The sequence below is a fragment of the Paenarthrobacter sp. AMU7 genome, from assembly GCF_041200195.1.
Lineage (GTDB): Bacteria > Actinomycetota > Actinomycetes > Actinomycetales > Micrococcaceae > Arthrobacter.
The window spans coordinates 2,760,580-2,776,388 of record NZ_CP165735.1; the positions used below are offsets into that span (position 1 = coordinate 2,760,580).

17 protein-coding genes and 1 riboswitch are annotated in these 15,809 nt (G+C 62.9%); of the genes, 2 read left to right on the forward strand and 15 right to left on the reverse strand.

What is annotated here, in order from left to right; all coding sequences use genetic code 11:
* Positions 1-15: 15 nt before the first annotated feature.
* The 11 genes from ABQM86_RS12715 to ABQM86_RS12765 form a co-directional block, all read right to left on the reverse strand.
* Complete coding sequence (locus ABQM86_RS12715) at positions 16-792, reverse strand: ribonuclease HII (RefSeq protein ID WP_207593788.1); 777 nt, start codon at positions 790-792, stop codon at positions 16-18.
* Positions 792-1,676 carry a signal peptidase I gene (gene lepB, locus ABQM86_RS12720; RefSeq protein WP_369744583.1) on the reverse strand — a complete coding sequence of 295 codons (885 nt, stop codon included), beginning with the start codon at positions 1,674-1,676 and terminating at the stop codon, positions 792-794. The genes ABQM86_RS12715 and lepB (ABQM86_RS12720) overlap by 1 nt, the downstream gene beginning before the upstream one ends.
* Entirely contained in the window at positions 1,677-2,351 is a 675-nt protein-coding gene (gene lepB / locus ABQM86_RS12725) for a signal peptidase I (protein ID WP_207593790.1), read from the reverse strand.
* An 80-nt stretch (positions 2,352-2,431) separates the two neighbouring features.
* The gene (rplS, locus tag ABQM86_RS12730; protein WP_144649543.1) at positions 2,432-2,785 is read right to left on the reverse strand and encodes a 50S ribosomal protein L19; all 354 of its coding nucleotides are present in this window, start codon (positions 2,783-2,785) and stop codon (positions 2,432-2,434) included.
* Between the two features lie 265 nt (positions 2,786-3,050).
* The gene (gene trmD, locus ABQM86_RS12735; RefSeq protein WP_369744585.1) at positions 3,051-3,851 is read right to left on the reverse strand and encodes a tRNA (guanosine(37)-N1)-methyltransferase TrmD; all 801 of its coding nucleotides are present in this window, start codon (positions 3,849-3,851) and stop codon (positions 3,051-3,053) included.
* The gene (gene rimM / locus ABQM86_RS12740) at positions 3,852-4,406 is read right to left on the reverse strand and encodes a ribosome maturation factor RimM (protein WP_337339653.1); all 555 of its coding nucleotides are present in this window, start codon (positions 4,404-4,406) and stop codon (positions 3,852-3,854) included.
* 129 nt (positions 4,407-4,535) lie between these two features.
* Positions 4,536-4,778, reverse strand: coding sequence for an RNA-binding protein (locus ABQM86_RS12745; RefSeq protein ID WP_011775119.1), 243 nt, complete (start codon positions 4,776-4,778; stop codon positions 4,536-4,538).
* A 1-nt stretch (position 4,779) separates the two neighbouring features.
* Positions 4,780-5,199 carry a 30S ribosomal protein S16 gene (gene rpsP, locus ABQM86_RS12750; protein ID WP_017199647.1) on the reverse strand — a complete coding sequence of 140 codons (420 nt, stop codon included), beginning with the start codon at positions 5,197-5,199 and terminating at the stop codon, positions 4,780-4,782.
* Positions 5,200-5,434: 235 nt separating this feature from the next.
* Entirely contained in the window at positions 5,435-5,872 is a 438-nt protein-coding gene (locus tag ABQM86_RS12755; protein WP_207597577.1) for a hypothetical protein, read from the reverse strand.
* A 135-nt stretch (positions 5,873-6,007) separates the two neighbouring features.
* On the reverse strand, positions 6,008-6,880 hold the full coding sequence (locus ABQM86_RS12760; protein ID WP_369744586.1) for a VOC family protein: 873 nt from the start codon (positions 6,878-6,880) through the stop codon (positions 6,008-6,010).
* A gap of 77 nt (positions 6,881-6,957) precedes the next feature.
* On the reverse strand, positions 6,958-8,040 hold the full coding sequence (locus tag ABQM86_RS12765) for an amidohydrolase family protein (RefSeq protein WP_207593794.1): 1,083 nt from the start codon (positions 8,038-8,040) through the stop codon (positions 6,958-6,960).
* Positions 8,041-8,124: 84 nt separating this feature from the next.
* A riboswitch (TPP riboswitch) is annotated at positions 8,125-8,232 on the forward strand.
* On the opposite strand from ABQM86_RS12765, the gene thiC reads away from it, so the two are divergent.
* Positions 8,228-10,081: a phosphomethylpyrimidine synthase ThiC gene (gene thiC, locus ABQM86_RS12770; protein WP_369744587.1), complete on the forward strand. Its 1,854-nt coding sequence runs from the start codon at positions 8,228-8,230 to the stop codon at positions 10,079-10,081. It overlaps the preceding riboswitch by 5 nt.
* Here the strand turns inward: thiC and ABQM86_RS12775 are convergent.
* Positions 10,064-10,786 (reverse strand): alpha/beta hydrolase, encoded by a 723-nt coding sequence (locus tag ABQM86_RS12775; protein WP_369744588.1) that lies wholly within the window; start codon positions 10,784-10,786, stop codon positions 10,064-10,066. The genes thiC and ABQM86_RS12775 overlap by 18 nt on opposite strands.
* A gap of 64 nt (positions 10,787-10,850) precedes the next feature.
* The gene (gene ffh / locus ABQM86_RS12780) at positions 10,851-12,431 is read right to left on the reverse strand and encodes a signal recognition particle protein (protein WP_369744589.1); all 1,581 of its coding nucleotides are present in this window, start codon (positions 12,429-12,431) and stop codon (positions 10,851-10,853) included.
* Positions 12,432-12,598: 167 nt separating this feature from the next.
* Between ffh and ABQM86_RS12785 the strand changes: the two genes are divergently transcribed.
* Positions 12,599-13,999 (forward strand): glucose-6-phosphate dehydrogenase, encoded by a 1,401-nt coding sequence (locus ABQM86_RS12785; protein WP_207593798.1) that lies wholly within the window; start codon positions 12,599-12,601, stop codon positions 13,997-13,999.
* 101 nt (positions 14,000-14,100) lie between these two features.
* Here the strand turns inward: ABQM86_RS12785 and ABQM86_RS12790 are convergent, their stop codons facing one another.
* Complete coding sequence (locus tag ABQM86_RS12790) at positions 14,101-14,439, reverse strand: P-II family nitrogen regulator (protein ID WP_089595433.1); 339 nt, start codon at positions 14,437-14,439, stop codon at positions 14,101-14,103.
* Positions 14,436-15,764, reverse strand: a complete 1,329-nt coding sequence (locus ABQM86_RS12795) for an ammonium transporter (RefSeq protein ID WP_207593799.1) — start codon at positions 15,762-15,764, stop codon at positions 14,436-14,438. The genes ABQM86_RS12790 and ABQM86_RS12795 overlap by 4 nt, the downstream gene beginning before the upstream one ends.
* Between the last annotated feature and the right edge of the window lie 45 nt (positions 15,765-15,809).

Sequence of the window (15,809 nt, forward strand, 5' to 3'; positions counted from 1 at the left end):
CTGTGCGGTGTGCCGTCAGCCGGCGTCAGGCCCCGTAAGGTTCCAACTGGTCCGGTGGTAGGCGCTGGGCCCTTGGAGCCGGATCACGTCCCTGTGGGCGGAGGTGGCATATCCCTTGTTCTCGTTCCACCCGTAGGCAGGGACCTCCGAATGGAGATCCACCATGATGCGGTCACGTGCCACTTTGGCCAGGACACTGGCGGCTGCAACGCTGAGGCAGCTCATGTCTGCTTTGACCCGGGTATGTACGGGAGCCTCGCACCAAGGTCCCGGCGCGGGCTCGTCAAAGAGGGACGCCTGAACATCCGGGGAGAGCCAGTTGTGGCTGCCATCCAGGAGGACGACGTCTGGCGTGGTTCCGCCGGCCAGGATCTCCAGCCACGCACGCGTCCCTGCCAGGCGCAAGGCTGCAATAATGCCAATGTCATCAATTTCCCTGGACGAGGCGTGTCCTACGGCGGAAGCAACAGCCCATTCGCGGACCAAGGGTTCCAGCCTGTCACGGTCCTCAGGCTTGAGAAGTTTGCTGTCCCGCACATCGGCCAACAAGCCATGATCCTCTAGGTTGACCACGGCAATCCCGACACTGACGGGTCCAGCCAGGGCGCCACGACCCACCTCATCCACACCGGCCAGCAACCGCACGCCGGGCGCCAGGAAGGACCGCTCCACGTCAAGGGTGGGGAAACCCACAGGGCTCTTGGCCTTGGTGGCGGGCTTGGCGCTCTTCTTGGTCTTGGCCGGGACTTTGACCTGCGTCTTGCCCTTGGGGCCGGCAGCCGTTGTTGCCATTATTTTGCCGGGGTGCTTTCGGGGACATCGCGGAAGACGTCCGGAAAGTTGTCGAGGTAGGTCCAGCGACTGACGGGCCAGGCTATGACAGTGGCCCTGCCCTCAATGTCTTCAATGTTGATGAAGCCGCCGTTGCTCTCCTGGTGGGCCCGTGAGTCCGCCGAATGATTGCGGTTATCGCCCATCACCCACACCTTGCCCTCCGGAACCACAATGTCGAAGGCATTCGGCTGCGGTATCTCGGCCGGGTTGATGTACGTCTCATCCAACGGCACACCATTAATACTGACACGCCCTTGGGCATCGCAGCAGGAAACCCGGTCCCCGGGAAGCCCAATGACACGCTTGACGAGGTGCTGCTCATTGTCGTCGGCAGCCAACCCCACAAACTCCAGCGCGTCCCCCACCCAGTCCATGGGGCCGGCAGGCTCTTTGGCTACCGGCGTCAGCCAGTTCTGGGAGTCCTTGAACACCACAACATCTCCACGTTGCAGGGCGAAAGGTTCAGGGACCAGGAGGTTGATGAAGATGCGGTCGTTGACGTCGAGGGTGCTTTCCATGGACTCCGACGGAATGTAGAACGCCCGGAAAAGGAAAGTCTTCAGCAGGAAGGACAGCACCAGCGCGATGGCCACCACGGTCACAATCTCTTTGACCCAGACCAGGACAGGGTTCTTGCGGGGCTTCTCCACTGCGTGGGCGCCGCCCGTCGATTCACGGGCGGCTGTCTTGCCGTTGCCGGGGGCAGCAGCTGCGTTGCCGGAACCACCTGACGCGTCGTCGGGTTGGCGCGATTCATCCACCCCGGCGGCAGGTGCCGTTCCGTCCGAGACCCGGGCGTCGTCGTCGTACCGCTCGGGATTCTCTGGAGCCTTGTCCGGCATCTACTGTCCGTTCTTCGATGTTTCGGCCTGCGTAGAGCGAGGCATCTCTGCAAATCTATCAAGTGGCCAGATGATCTGGACCGGCCGTCCTATCACCCGTTCCACAGGAACCATACCGCCGCCCGGCGCACCCAGCAGTCCCCGGGAGTCTGCGGAGCGGGAGCGGTGGTCACCCATCAGCCACAGGCGGCCCTCGGGTACCATGACGTCGAATTTCTGCTTGCTGGGTGCATCCCCTGGATACACATAGGGTTCCTCAACCGGCTGGCCGTTGACTGTGAGGTGGCCACTGGGATCGCAGCACTGGACGCGGTCCCCTGCGACGCCGATGACCCGCTTGACATAGGTGGTGTCGCTGCCGGTCAGTCCAAACCACTGGCTTGCAGCCGAGACGGCGTCAACAAAAGGGCCTTGTCCGCTGCTCAGCGGCGCGAACGAGCCACGGCCGTCGAAGACCACGATGTCACCGCGGCGGATCGGCTCGGAAGTAAAGGCCGTCCGTGACACCAGGATCCTGTCCCCTGCCCCGAGGAGCGGTTCCATGGATTCGGATGGGATGTAGTAAACGTCCAGCCACAAGGACCGGACCAGTCCGCTGATGGCCACGGCGAGGACCAGTGCAAGGAAAACAAAACGCCAGCCCTGTTTCCGGGGCTGGCGTTCTGATGTGTCCATGACTCGTATCCCTGTTGCGTTGCGGATTGCTCCGGAACAACCGGGCACGAATCCTGGACCCGTTACATAAGTCGCAGGACTTACTTGGCGAAGTCGCGCTTTTCCTTGATCTTCGCAGCCTTACCGCGCAGTGCGCGCATGTAGTAAAGCTTGGCGCGGCGGACGTCACCCTTGGTGACGACCTCGATCTTCTCGATGATCGGGGAGTGTACCGGGAAGGTACGCTCTACGCCGACACCGAAGGAAACCTTGCGCACGGTGAAGGTTTCGCGAACGCCGTCACCCTGGCGGCCCAGGACGAAGCCCTGGAAGACCTGGACACGGGAGTTCTTGCCTTCAATGATGTTGACGTGAACCTTGAGGGTGTCACCCGCGCGGAACTCAGGAACATCGTTACGCAGCGAGGCTGCATCTACGCTATCGAGGATATGCATTAATCCACTCCTGGTGAACGCCACAGGTCATTCACTTTGGGTTACGGCAGACAAGCCCGGGGCACGAAGGGCCGCCGGAAATCTCCGCCGAAGTTTCTTAGTGTCCGGCTCCGCCACTGATTGGCGCGGCCGGGTTGTCCGACTGTTGGCTGAACTCCCCCTGTGGCAGGTGTCAGCCCAGTAGACACAAGGGTTAATTCTGCCATATGCGCTGCCATCGGGCCAACTGTCACGACTATTGAACTTTCGACGGCGGCAGCGGACCTCAGATTGCGGCGTCGCCGCCAGGGCGGGGACGCAAGCGACCGTCGACGACGTCGTACCCGAGGTCAGACAGGGCGTTGCGGTCAGCGCGGCTCAAGGCACCGGCGTCGAACGTTTCCAAAAGGTCCGGACGCCGCTCTGCGGTCCGCCGGAATTGCTCGTGGCGCCGCCATTGGGCGATTTTTCCATGGTTGCCGCTCAGCAGGACAGCAGGGACGTCATGGTCGCGCCACGCGGACGGCTTGGTGTAGACGGGGTACTCCAGGAGGCCGTCCGAATGGGACTCTTCCACCAGTGACTCAGGGTTTCCCACCACGCCGGGAAGGAGCCGGCCGATGGCTTCGACCATGGCCAGCACCGCGACTTCGCCGCCATTGAGCACGTAATCACCGAGGCTGACGGGCCGGACAGTGAAGTGGTCCCGCGCCCAGTCGATGACCCGTTCGTCGATGCCTTCATACCGCCCACAGGCGAAGACAAGCTGCTGCTCCTCGGCGAGCTCATAGGCGAGGGCCTGGTTGAACCGCTCCCCTGCCGGCGACGGAACAATCAGTACCGGCTTGGAACCTTCAGGAGCACCGGCCACTGATTCAAGGGCCTGTGCCCACGGTTCCGGCTTCATCACCATCCCGGCGCCACCACCATAGGGTGTATCGTCCACAGTTCTGTGCTTGTCCGTGGTGAACGCGCGCAAATCGTGGACGTTGAGTTCCAGCAGGCCATCCTGGCGGGCTTTTCCTATGAGGGAGAGCTCCAGCGGTGCAAGGTACTCCGGGAAGATGCTGACAACGTCAATCCTCATTCAGGCTTCATCCCCCGTGCCGTCCTCGGGCTCCCCGGATGAGTCGTCGTTGACTTCAAAGAGCCCGGCCGGCGGGGTGATCAGGATGTACCCGTCCTCAACATTGACTTCGGGAACGATCTCCTCGACGAAGGGAACCAGGATTTCCTTGCCATCGTCCGTCTTGACCATCAGCAGGTCCTGGACGGGCATGGTGTTGAGGGCGGCCACCTTGCCAACCACCTGCGAACCAACACGCGCCTCGAGGCCGACCAACTCGTGCTCGTACCAGCCTTCGTCGTCGTCTTCGTCGTCAAGTTCTTCGGTCTCGATGAAGAGCTTCGCACCACGGATGACTTCCGCTTCGTTGCGGTCGGCGATCTCCTCGAAGCCCAGCAGCAGAATGTCCTTGTTCCACCGGGCACTGCGGATGGTCAACGGGCCAGCCGATGCCGGTTCCACAATGAACTCGGTTCCTGCGACGAATCGCTCGGAAGGGGCGTCGGTGAGCACCTGGACGGTCACCTCGCCGCGGATGCCATGGGGTTTGCCGATCCGGGCCACCTGGAGCTGCATGGGTTCCTCTGAATTCTTGTGTACCGCGCCGCCGGGCAGCCACGGTGATGAAAGGGTGGATAAAGCAATCCGGCCCCTCCACCATATTCGGTGAAGGGGCCGGACCTAAGACAAGCAGTGCTGAGCGCGTTACCGGCGGCGGTCGGTGTCGACGACGTCGACCCTGACCTGCTCGCCACCTGCCAAGGCTGCAACCACTGTGCGCAAAGCGCGTGCGGTGCGTCCTTGACGGCCGATCACCCGTCCGAGGTCCTCCTGGTGAACGCGCACCTCAAGGGATTCCCCGCGGCGGTTGTTCTTGGCACTGACCTTGACATCCTCAGGGCTGTCAACGATCCCACGGACCAAGTGTTCGAGCGCTTCTGCCAGCAACTTACTCAGCCTCGGTGGTCTCTGCTTCAGCCTCGGCCGGAGCTTCTGCTTCGTCCTTCTTGGCCTTCTTGGTGATGGCTTCCGGAATGATGACGGAACCCTTCTCCGGTGCTACGAAGGCTTCCTTCGGAGCTTTGGTCTTCAGGGTGCCTTCCTGGCCCGGGAGGCCCTTGAACTTCTGCCAGTCACCGGTGATCTTGAGGATCGCAGCAACCTGCTCGGTCGGCTGGGCGCCAACGGAAAGCCAGTACTGGGCGCGCTCGGAAGCGACCTCGATGTACGACGGCTCTTCGGTGGGGTGGTACTTGCCGATTTCTTCAATGGCACGGCCATCGCGCTTGGCGCGGGCATCCATGACGACAATGCGGTAGTACGGTGCGCGCATCTTACCGAAGCGCTTAAGGCGAATCTTTACGGCCACTTTTGTGGTCACTCCTGTTTCTGAAACGAGGTGAACCCGACGTTCTGCACCCGTGGGGCGGGCCATACTGGACGGTTCGAAGGACAAGATACGAGCACGGAGAGAGGGGCCGCACCGATCGAGTACCTGTCTATTGTGCCAGATGCCCGGAGCAAATACGACTTACGCCACCTGGGCCCGTGTGTTGTTGCTCACCCGCGGGGGTGCAAGGTGCGCCCATGCCCGGGCGGAAGTGCTATTCGGACCAGACGTAGAGCCCGGCGCGCTCCACCTTTTCAACATCGGTTGCCAAGGCAGCCAACTGCTGGACGTACTGGCGGGATTGGGCAGCGTCGAAGGGCATATCGTCCTGCGCAGCCCAGGCTGCGGCAACGTCATCGAGGACATTTGCCTCGCCTTCGCTCTCGTACGTCAACAGCTCGGCCAAGGCCCGCACCATGGCTTCGGGGACACCCAGAAGCGCATCGCTGGTGACATCAACCAGGGCAAGTTCGTAGTCAGCACCGGCTGCGTGGACCGCCTGGCCGGCAAGGTCACCCAGCTGCTCCACTTCGAAATCGGTAATGCCGTCAATCCTGACGGCGGGGCCGGTGACATCCGCGCCCTTATCCAGGGCCGCTGCCCTCTTGAGTGCTTCATCGTGGGTGGCTACAAAAATTTCGGCAAAGCCCATGGAAAGTACTCTCATTCCTTCGTGCTGACGGGGCGGCGGCACAAAACCCGGTTGGATCCGTGCCGTCACTGCCCAGCCTAATGCAGGAGTGGGCGGCGCAACGGGAGTGTGCCGGCGCAGCAGGAGTGGCGCTGCTTAGCGGACGGCAACCCGCAGTTTGTTCCGCCACGGATCCTCGAACCGGAGTTCGGCGCCGGTGTGGTGGTTCTGCACTCCTGCGATCTTCAAGCGATCCGCAAGCGCCGCTACGTCGTCGGCGTCGGGGACCTCAATGAGCACTTCCCCCAGGCCCAGCGTGTCCTTGCGGGGCCCGGCGCCACGGCTGTTCCACACGTTCATGGCCATGTGGTGGTGGTAGCCGCCGGCGGAAACGAACAACGCCTGGCCATGCCAGCCCGCCGTCCGCTCAAAGCCCAGGGTTTCCACGTAGAAGTGTTGGGCAGTTCCGACGTCACCGACTTGCAGGTGGACGTGTCCAATTCCGGCCGCTGCCTCGCGCTGCCCTGTCACCGCGGCTTCACTCAGGTGCTGCTCGAGGAATCGCTGCGGAGGCAAGGCAACATTGTCCATCACCACATTCCTGCCATCCCACTGCCAGAGTTCACGCGGCTTGTCGTAGTAGAGCTCAATGCCATTGCCTTCAGGATCGGTAAAGTAGAACGCTTCGCTGACCAGATGGTCGGCACTGCCCGCGAAAGCTCGGGGCTCGTACTCGGCGGCGGTAGCAATGGTGGCGGCCAATGAAGGCTGGTCGTGGAACAGAATGGCCGTGTGAAACAGGCCAGCCTCCCCACGGCCTGGAATCTGGAGACCGGACGCCGGGGCAAGATGCACCACGGGCTTTCCGAGCCGCCCCAGGTAGAGCCCGCCATCCTGCTCGGCCACCACGTCAAGGCCAAGGGCACGCTGATAGTAGTCGCTCATGACAGCCATGTTGCCGACCTTGAGCATGACGGTGCCCATGGTCAGTTCGGCAGGCAGAAGATCCTGGCTGAGTGGTGTGGTCATGTGACGCTCCCGGGTTCGAGGTGCCCCTCATCAGCACCTTTCTACTTCTCTAAATTACTTGAAGCTTCAATTTATTCCTAACGGACCAGTGAACCGCGCAGCACGATGTGTTTGAGGCTGGAAACAGTTTCCAGCTCGATCCTGGGATCCTCGGAGCACAACACGACGTCGGCACCCGCCCCTTCGCTGATGCCCTCGGCCCCCAGCCACTCCCGGGCACGCCACGCCGCGGCGTCCAGGACCGCGGCCGGCGGCAGGCCGGCGTCGTGCAGTTCCTTCATTTCGTCTGCGATCCTGCCGTGCTTGATCACGCTGCCGGCGTCCGTGCCCGCATAGATGGCCACGCCTGACTCAAAGGCCTCCAACACCCGCTCGCGCCGCCGCTCCCAAAGCCGCACCATGTGGTCCGCATAGTCAGGAAACTTTGGGGCAGCCTGGGCAGCAATGTCCGGGAAAGTCGCGATGTTGACCAAGGTGGGAACGATCGGCACGGACTGCTCCACCAAGCGCGGAATGTGTCGCGGCAGCAGGCCCGTGGCATGTTCGATGCAGTCGATGCCTGCATCGAGCATGTCGTCCACTGTGTCCTCGGCAAAGCAGTGGGCCGTCACCCGGGCACCTTCATCGTGGGCGGCAGCGATGGCATCCTTGACGATTTTGGCGGGGAAAGAGGCAGCGAGGTCACCCACGCCACGGTCGATCCAGTCCCCCACCAACTTGACCCACCCGTCTCCATCCCGCGCTTCCTTCCGGACGGTCTCCACGAGTTGGCCGGGTTCGACTTCATGCCCCAAACCGCGGAGGTACCGCCGGCTCCGGGCAATGTGCCTACCTGCCCGGATCAACCGGGGAACGTCCGCACGTTGCTGGACCCAACGGGTGTCACTTGGTGATCCGGCATCCCGGATCAGCAGAGTCCCGGCGTCGAGGTCAGCGTGGGCCTGCGCAAGGGTGGTCCGCTCGTCAACGGCGCCACCCACACCCAAACCGATGTGGCAGTGGGCATCAACGAAACCCGGGAGGACCCAGCCATCCAACACCAGGTCCGGTGTGGCCGTGGGGCGTTCGAACGTCAGGACTCCGTCAACAGACCACATCCCTTGGCGCTCTTCGTCCGCCGAGACAAGGACAGATCCGCTGAATTCGATGATGGTGGCCATATCAAAAGCCTAGTCCGCAGCGGCGTCCTGGACGCTGGTTCGTTCATGTGACTGGGTGCCCGTTGTGAGCTGTGGTAGCTTCGTCTACGACCACACGGGGGCCCCTGCAGGGGCTGAGATCGGACTGATGCAGTCTGCGACCGTTGAACCTGTCCGGGTAATGCCGGCGAAGGAAGTGAGTAATCCTTTGAGCACCACAAAAACACAGCACAGCCCTGCCCAAAACCCGTCCGGCTCAAGCGCAAGGACGCCGGAATCTGTGACCCAGTCGCTGACATCCCATTCATTGGCCTACCTGGAGGACCCGGACCACGGGATCCGGGTGCCCGTCACCGAGATCGCCTTGGAACCGTCTCCCAACGGCACAGCCAACCCGGCGTTCCAGGTGTACCGCACTGCGGGCCCCGGCAGTGATCCCGTTGTGGGGCTTGAGCCTTTCCGCGCTCCATGGATCGAAGCCCGCGGTGACACCGTGGCTTACCGCGGACGGGAGCGAAACCTGCTGGACGACGGCAAGTCAGCGGTGCGGCGCGGGGAAGCATCAGCAGAGTGGAAGGGCACCCAACCGGTGCCCCGCCGCGCCGTCGAAGGTAAAACCGTCACGCAGATGCACTATGCCAAGCAGGGCACGGTGACTCCCGAGATGCAGTTCGTCGCGTTGCGGGAAAACTGTGACGTTGAGCTGGTCCGCAGCGAAGTTGCCGCAGGACGGGCGATCATTCCGAACAACATCAACCACCCCGAGTCAGAACCGATGATCATCGGCAAAGCCTTCCTGGTGAAAATTAACGCCAACATCGGCAACTCAGCAGTGACGAGCTCCATCGCGGAAGAGGTGGACAAGCTGCAGTGGGCCACTCAATGGGGTGCCGATACCGTCATGGATCTCTCCACTGGGGACGACATCCACACCACCCGGGAGTGGATCATCCGCAACTCCCCGGTCCCGATCGGGACGGTCCCCATCTACCAGGCGCTGGAGAAAGTCAACGGCGAGGCGAACAAGCTGACGTGGGAGATTTTCCGGGACACTGTGATCGAGCAATGTGAGCAGGGCGTGGACTACATGACCATCCACGCCGGCGTGCTCCTGCGCTATGTGCCGTTGACCGCCAACCGGGTCACGGGAATTGTCTCCCGTGGCGGGTCGATCATGGCGGGTTGGTGCCTGGCGCACCACCAGGAGAACTTCCTCTACACGCACTTTGACGAGCTCTGCGAAATCTTCGCCCAGTACGACGTCGCCTTCTCCCTGGGCGACGGCCTGCGCCCGGGTGCAACCGCCGATGCCAATGACGCAGCCCAGTTCGCCGAATTGGATACCCTCGCCGAGCTGACACAGCGGGCGTGGGAGTTCGATGTGCAGGTGATGGTGGAAGGACCTGGCCACGTGCCGTTCCACCTGGTCCGGGAAAATGTGGAACGCCAGCAGGAACTGTGCAAGGGAGCCCCTTTCTACACCCTTGGGCCCTTGGTCACGGATGTGGCTCCTGGTTATGACCACATCACCTCAGCCATCGGCGCCACCGAGATTGCCAGGTACGGCACCGCCATGCTGTGTTACGTGACCCCCAAGGAACATTTGGGCCTTCCCAATAAGGACGACGTCAAGACCGGTGTCATCACGTACAAGATCGCAGCCCACGCCGCCGACCTCGCCAAGGGCCATCCCGGGGCCCACGAGCGGGACGATGCCTTGTCCAAGGCCAGATTCGAGTTCCGTTGGCGTGACCAGTTTGCCCTCTCCCTGGACCCCGTCACAGCAGAAGCCTTCCACGACGAAACGCTGCCGGCGGAACCGGCCAAGACCGCCCATTTCTGTTCCATGTGCGGCCCCAAGTTCTGTTCGATGCGCATCAGCCAGGACATCCGTGACGAATACGGATCAGAAGAGGCGCAGACAGCCATTGCGGAAATGTACAGCGGCATGCGCGGAAAGAGCCAGGAATTCCTGGCATCTGGCGGAAAGGTCTATTTGCCGGAACTGCAGGTACCCGGCAGCCCGGACACATTTGAGGCCGGCTCAGGAAGCCTGAACTGACATGGCCCGTCCGACGTCACCAACAAACGATCGGATGATGTGATCCCCGTCCACTGAATCCTGGGGCCGGTGCCCTCCCGCAGCAGCACGGCGGAGGGCTCCGGTTTCCTGGAGGTAACCGGCAATTTCCTCATACAGGGGTTCCCAGCCACCCGTGAGGACCAACGTGGGGACACCGGGCACGATGTGCAGCGGGGCCTCCCAAGGCGGGGCCTGGAGCCTGAGCCTGCGGGCTGAACGGCGCGCTTCGGGAGTATTCAGTCCCCCCGTTTCGGCAGAAAACGCCCGGCGGTAGTACTCACGTTGGTAGTCGGCGTCGTTGAGCTGGCTCCGTACATCGAACAGGGGTTCCATAAGGGCCCGATGGGAGGCTGTGGCCGGAAGCTCGGCTGTCAGGGACAAACAAGCAGGCTCAACCAAGCTCAGCGAGTGCACCAGGTCCGGACGTTCTATGGCAGCCAGCATGGCGGAGATGGCACCTTGCTCGTGCGCTACGACGTGGCCGCCACCCGTATCCGCCAGGGCATTGATGACAATGGCAACGTCCGCGGCAACGCTCGATCCCACGGGTTCTGCTGCAACGTCAAAGCCATGCCGGCGCAGGAACAGTGCGTCATAAGCGAGGGCCATGCCGTGCTGTTTCGGCCATGCCGCAGCACCAAAGCTGCCCAGGCCGTGAACGAAGACTACGCGCTGCTTATGCATTGGTTCAGCCTATTCCACGGCCCTGACATCCCAACTGCGACGCGGTGGGGATGTCAGCCGCGGCCTATTTGCCGAGGAACTTATCGAAGCCCTTGGGAAGGTTGAGCGATGAGGGATCGAACTCTGCCGCGCCTTGGCCGAAAGCGGCACCCGACGGTGCTGCCGAGGCTGCGTTAGCCCGCTTGGCTTCGGCATCGCGCAGTTCCTGTGCTGCTTTGGCAGGGTTGCCTGAACGCGCCTTCTTCTTGGGCGCATTCTTGCCGCTCTTGCGGCCTCCGCCGGGGCCACCAAGGCCAGGCATCCCGGGCATCCCCGGCATGCCGCCGCCCTGCGCAAGTTTCTTCATCATCTTCTGGGCCTGGGCGAAGCGCTCCAGCAGGCCATTGACCTCGGACACGTGGACGCCTGAACCCTTGGCGATACGGGCGCGGCGTGAGCCGTTGATGATCTTGGGGGCGACGCGTTCGTGCGGCGTCATGGACCGGACGATTGCTTCGACGCGGTCGATCTCCTTTTCATCGAAGTTCTCCAGCTGCTGACGGATGTTTTGCGCCCCCGGCATCATCATGAGCATCTTCTTCATGGAGCCCATGTTGCGGATCTGCTGCATCTGGGCGAGGAAGTCGTCCAGGGTGAAGTCTTCCTGGTCGGCGAACTTCTTCGCCATCCGGGCGGCTTCGTCCTTATCCCAGGCCTTCTCAGCCTGTTCGATCAGGGTAAGGACGTCACCCATGTCAAGGATGCGGGAAGCCATGCGGTCCGGGTGGAAAAGCTCGAAGTCGTCCAGGCCTTCACCGGTGGAGGCGAACATCACCGGCTTGCCGGTCACGGACGCTACCGACAGCGCGGCACCACCGCGGGCGTCGCCGTCGAGCTTGGACAGCACGATGCCCGTGAAGTTGACGCCTTCATCAAACGCCATCGCCGTGTTGACGGCGTCCTGGCCGATCATGGAATCGATCACGAAGAGGACTTCGTTGGGGATGATGGCCTGACGGATCCGGCGGGCCTGGTCCATCATCTCGGCGTCGACACCAAGACGGCCGGCGGTATCGACGATGACAACGTCGTGGAGCTTCTGGCGCGCTTCCTCGACGCCTGCCTTCGCGACGGCTACGGGGTCGCCGGCAGGGTGCTCGAGCTCGGAGGTGGCACCAGGGTGCGGAGCGAACACCGGGACGCCGGCGCGCTGGCCCACCACTTGGAGCTGTGTCACGGCGTTGGGGCGCTGAAGATCGCAAGCAACCAGCATGGGGCTGTGGCCCTGGGCCTTCAGCCACTTGGACAGCTTGCCGGCAAGGGTGGTCTTACCTGCACCCTGGAGACCGGCGAGCATGATGATGGTGGGGCCAGTCTTGGCCAGGCGGATCCGGCGTGTCTCGCCACCGAGGATCTCCACGAGTTCCTCGTTGACGATCTTGACGATCTGCTGGCTCGGGTTCAACGCACCCGAAACCTCGGCACCCAAGGCACGTTCGCGCACGCGGCCGGTGAACTCACGGACCACTGATACTGCAACATCCGCGTCCAGCAGGGCGCGGCGGATCTCCCGGACTGTGGCATCAACATCAGCCTCGGTGAGGCGGCCCTTGCCACGAAGGTTCTTGAAGGTTGCTGTCAACCGGTCAGAGAGTGAATTGAACACGCGCCGTGCACTTCTTTCGATGGTCTGCGAATGGCGGCCAATGCGGCACACCAGAGTCTTGACGATTGCCCCCAGCAAACATGTCTCAACCCAACAAATCTGAATCGACTAGGGGACTCGACTATCTAGGGTACCAAGTCGCACCTGCAAGATGGCATGCTGGCACAGTGACCAGTAAAACAACTGTAAAAACGTTGCTCATCCTCGGCGCGTCCGGGGACCTGACAGGAAGGCTCCTGCTGCCCGGACTCGCCGGACTGCTGGCTTCCGGCAGGGCTCCCGGATTACGGCTGGCAGGTGCAGGCTCGGACCCCTGGTCTCCGGAACAATGGCGGGAGCGGGTTGCGGGCGCGTTCAACGCGGCCTCGGGCACGGCTGATGATGCCGGCCGTGCGGCACTGGCAAAAGTCGCTGACACCACCGAGTACCACCAGCTTGATGTCACAGCGGACGGTCCCCTGGCGGACCTCCTGGCCACCTTGCAGGGACCCGTCGCCATCTATTTCGCTTTGCCTCCCCACGTCAGCCAGAAGGCCTGCGAGGTACTTCACAGCGATCAGGTGCCTGCCGGGACCCGTTTGGTGATGGAGAAGCCTTTCGGCTCAGGCACCGAATCCGCCCACGAGCTGAACAAGACGCTCGCGGCCCTGGTCCCCGAAGACCACATCCACCGCGTGGACCACTTCCTGGGCAAAGCCACGGTGTTGAACATCCTGGGCCTTCGATTCGCCAACCGGTTCCTGGAGCCCGTGTGGAACCGCGAACACATCGAAAAAGTGGAAATCGTCTTTGACGAGGATTTGGCCCTTGAGGGACGCGCACGCTACTACGACACTGCCGGTGCCCTCCGGGATATGATCCAGAGCCACCTCCTGCACATCATGGCTTTCCTGGCGATCGACGCGCCGGCAACCATCGAGGAGCGGGACCTGCGCGACGCCGTGGCAACCGTTCTGCGTGCCAGCAGCATCAAGGCTCCGTTCAAGGAGTCCACACGGCGGGCACGGTACACCGCAGGAACCCTCGGGGAACGGACGGTGCCGGATTACGCAGCGGAGGACGGTGTTGATCCGGCCCGCAATACCGAAACCCTGGCCGAGGTCCGGGTGGAGATCGACAACTGGCGCTGGAAGGGGGTGCCGTTCATCCTGCGCTCCGGCAAGGCCATGGGACGCCGACGCAAGGAAGCCGTCATTACCTTCCGCCCGGTCCCCCACCTTCCCAAAGGATTCTCCGGCGTGGACTCCCCCAACCAGTTGCGCATCGGCTTCGGTCCGGACGTGCTCCAGCTTGACGTTGATGTGAACGGCCCCGGCGACATCTTCACCCTGGACCGCGCCAGCCTGGTGACCCAGCTCAGCGCAGCCGGAATGCTGCCCTATGGAGAGGTGCTCGAAGGCATCATCAGCGGCGATCCCCTCCTGTCCGTCCGCGGCGATACGGCCGAGGACTGCTGGCGGATCATCGAGCCGGTGCTTCGCGCCTGGGAGAGCGGCGACGTCCCCTTGGAAGAGTACGACGCCGGCAGCGCGGGGCCGGCGGACTGGCCCACCGGCGTCGTGGACTAAAGACAGGCAGCGGCCTAAGACAGCAGGCTTCATGTCCTCCCACACGCGAAAGCGGGCCGGGTACCTTGACTGGTACCCGGCCCGCCTTTTGGGTGCAGGACTTAGATTGCTGCCGAGCCGCGCTCCCCGGTCCTTACCCGGACTGCTTCGTAGACATCCACGGTCCACACCTTGCCGTCACCGGCGCGTCCGGTGTTGGAGCTGGCGATGAGGACATCCAGGATGTCGTCGGCCTGCTCATCCGTGGCGAGGACCTCAATGCGGATCTTCGGCAGCAAATCCACGTTGTACTCAGCTCCGCGATACACCTCGGTGTAGCCGCGCTGGCGGCCGTAGCCGCTGGCCGCGCTGACCGTCAGGCCCTGGACCCCGTAGGATTCGAGGCCTTCCCGGACTGCTTCAAGCTTTTCGGGGCGGACGATCGCTGTAATGAGCTTCATGCCTGGACACTCTCCTTGCCTTCTGCGGGGGTCTTGGCTGCGGCGGTTTCGGACTTTCCAGTCATGGCGTTGTGCAGCGGCTGGAAGCTGCCGCCGTGGCCGTTGACTCCGAATTCGTAGGCCGTCTCAGCGTGGAGGCTGAGGTCGACGCCAACGTTCTCCTGTTCCGTGGAAACCCTGAAGCCCATGGTCTTGTGGATGGCGAAGGCGATGATGGCCGTCATGATGGCCGAGAACGCGATGGCGATGCCGGCCGCTGCGAGCTGGGCCCACATCTGGGTCATGCCGCCGCCGTAGAAGAGGCCGCCACCTACGCCGTCGGCGGGAAGGGCGATGAAGCCCAGCGCCACGGTGCCGATGATGCCGGAGACGAGGTGGACGCCTACAACATCCAGCGAGTCATCGAAGCCCCAGCGGAACTTGAGGCCGACGGCCAGGGCGGAAGCCACACCGGCAACGACACCAAGCCCAAGGGCCCCGACCGGGCTGACGTTGGCACATGCCGGGGTGATGGCTACGAGGCCGGCAACCACGCCGGATGCTGCGCCCAGCGACGTCGGGTGACCGTCGCGGATACGTTCGGTGATGAGCCAGCCGATCATGGCCGCTGCGGGAGCTGCCAGAGTGTTGATCCAGATCAGGCCACCCTGCTCTGCTGTTGTTGCTGCACCGCCGTTGAAGCCGAACCAGCCAAACCAGAGGATTGCTGCACCGAGCATGACGAACGGGATATTGTGCGGGCGGTGGTTCGGGTCCTTGCCGAAGCCGCGGCGGTTGCCGATGATGAGGACCAGGACGAGCGCCGCCACACCGGCGTTGATGTGCACCACGGTGCCGCCGGCGAAGTCGATGGCCGGGCCGAGGGCCTTGCCGATTGCGCCTTCGGGACCGAACAGGCCGCCACCCCAGACCATGTAGGCCAGCGGGCAGTAGACCAGGGTCACCCATACCGGAACGAAGATGCTCCAGGCGCCGAACTTGGCGCGGTCAGCGATCGCGCCGCTGATCAGTGCAACAGTGATGATGGCGAAGGTGGCTGCGTAGCCAACCTTGATGAGCCCATCAGGGGTATTGATGCCTTCGAGGCCGAAGGTGGCAAACGGGTTGCCCACGATCTCCATGAAGCCCTCGCCGGAGCTCATTGAGGCGCCCCACAGCACCCAGACGACGCCCACGATGCCGATGGAGATAAAGCTCATCATCATCATGTTCAAGGCTGCCTTGGCGCGTGTCATGCCGCCGTAGAAAAATGCCAGACCAGGTGTCATGAACAGCACAAGCGCCGCCGCCACCATGACCCATACGTGACCTGCGGTAAGTTCCATGGTGCACGTTCCTCTCTTGCTAGATCTGCGGTTCAACCGCTGTCC

Coding starts and splice junctions, on each gene's coding strand:
- ABQM86_RS12715 (WP_207593788.1), bottom strand. CDS start 792: ATGGCAACAACGGCTGCCGGCCCCAAGGGCAAGACGCAGGTCAAAGTC.
- lepB (WP_369744583.1), bottom strand. CDS start 1,676: ATGCCGGACAAGGCTCCAGAGAATCCCGAGCGGTACGACGACGACGCC.
- lepB (WP_207593790.1), bottom strand. CDS start 2,351: ATGGACACATCAGAACGCCAGCCCCGGAAACAGGGCTGGCGTTTTGTT.
- rplS (WP_144649543.1), bottom strand. CDS start 2,785: ATGCATATCCTCGATAGCGTAGATGCAGCCTCGCTGCGTAACGATGTT.
- trmD (WP_369744585.1), bottom strand. CDS start 3,851: ATGAGGATTGACGTTGTCAGCATCTTCCCGGAGTACCTTGCACCGCTG.
- rimM (WP_337339653.1), bottom strand. CDS start 4,406: ATGCAGCTCCAGGTGGCCCGGATCGGCAAACCCCATGGCATCCGCGGC.
- ABQM86_RS12755 (WP_207597577.1), bottom strand. CDS start 5,872: ATGGGCTTTGCCGAAATTTTTGTAGCCACCCACGATGAAGCACTCAAG.
- ABQM86_RS12760 (WP_369744586.1), bottom strand. CDS start 6,880: ATGACCACACCACTCAGCCAGGATCTTCTGCCTGCCGAACTGACCATG.
- ABQM86_RS12765 (WP_207593794.1), bottom strand. CDS start 8,040: ATGGCCACCATCATCGAATTCAGCGGATCTGTCCTTGTCTCGGCGGAC.
- ABQM86_RS12775 (WP_369744588.1), bottom strand. CDS start 10,786: ATGCATAAGCAGCGCGTAGTCTTCGTTCACGGCCTGGGCAGCTTTGGT.
- ABQM86_RS12790 (WP_089595433.1), bottom strand. CDS start 14,439: ATGAAGCTCATTACAGCGATCGTCCGCCCCGAAAAGCTTGAAGCAGTC.
- ABQM86_RS12795 (WP_207593799.1), bottom strand. CDS start 15,764: ATGGAACTTACCGCAGGTCACGTATGGGTCATGGTGGCGGCGGCGCTT.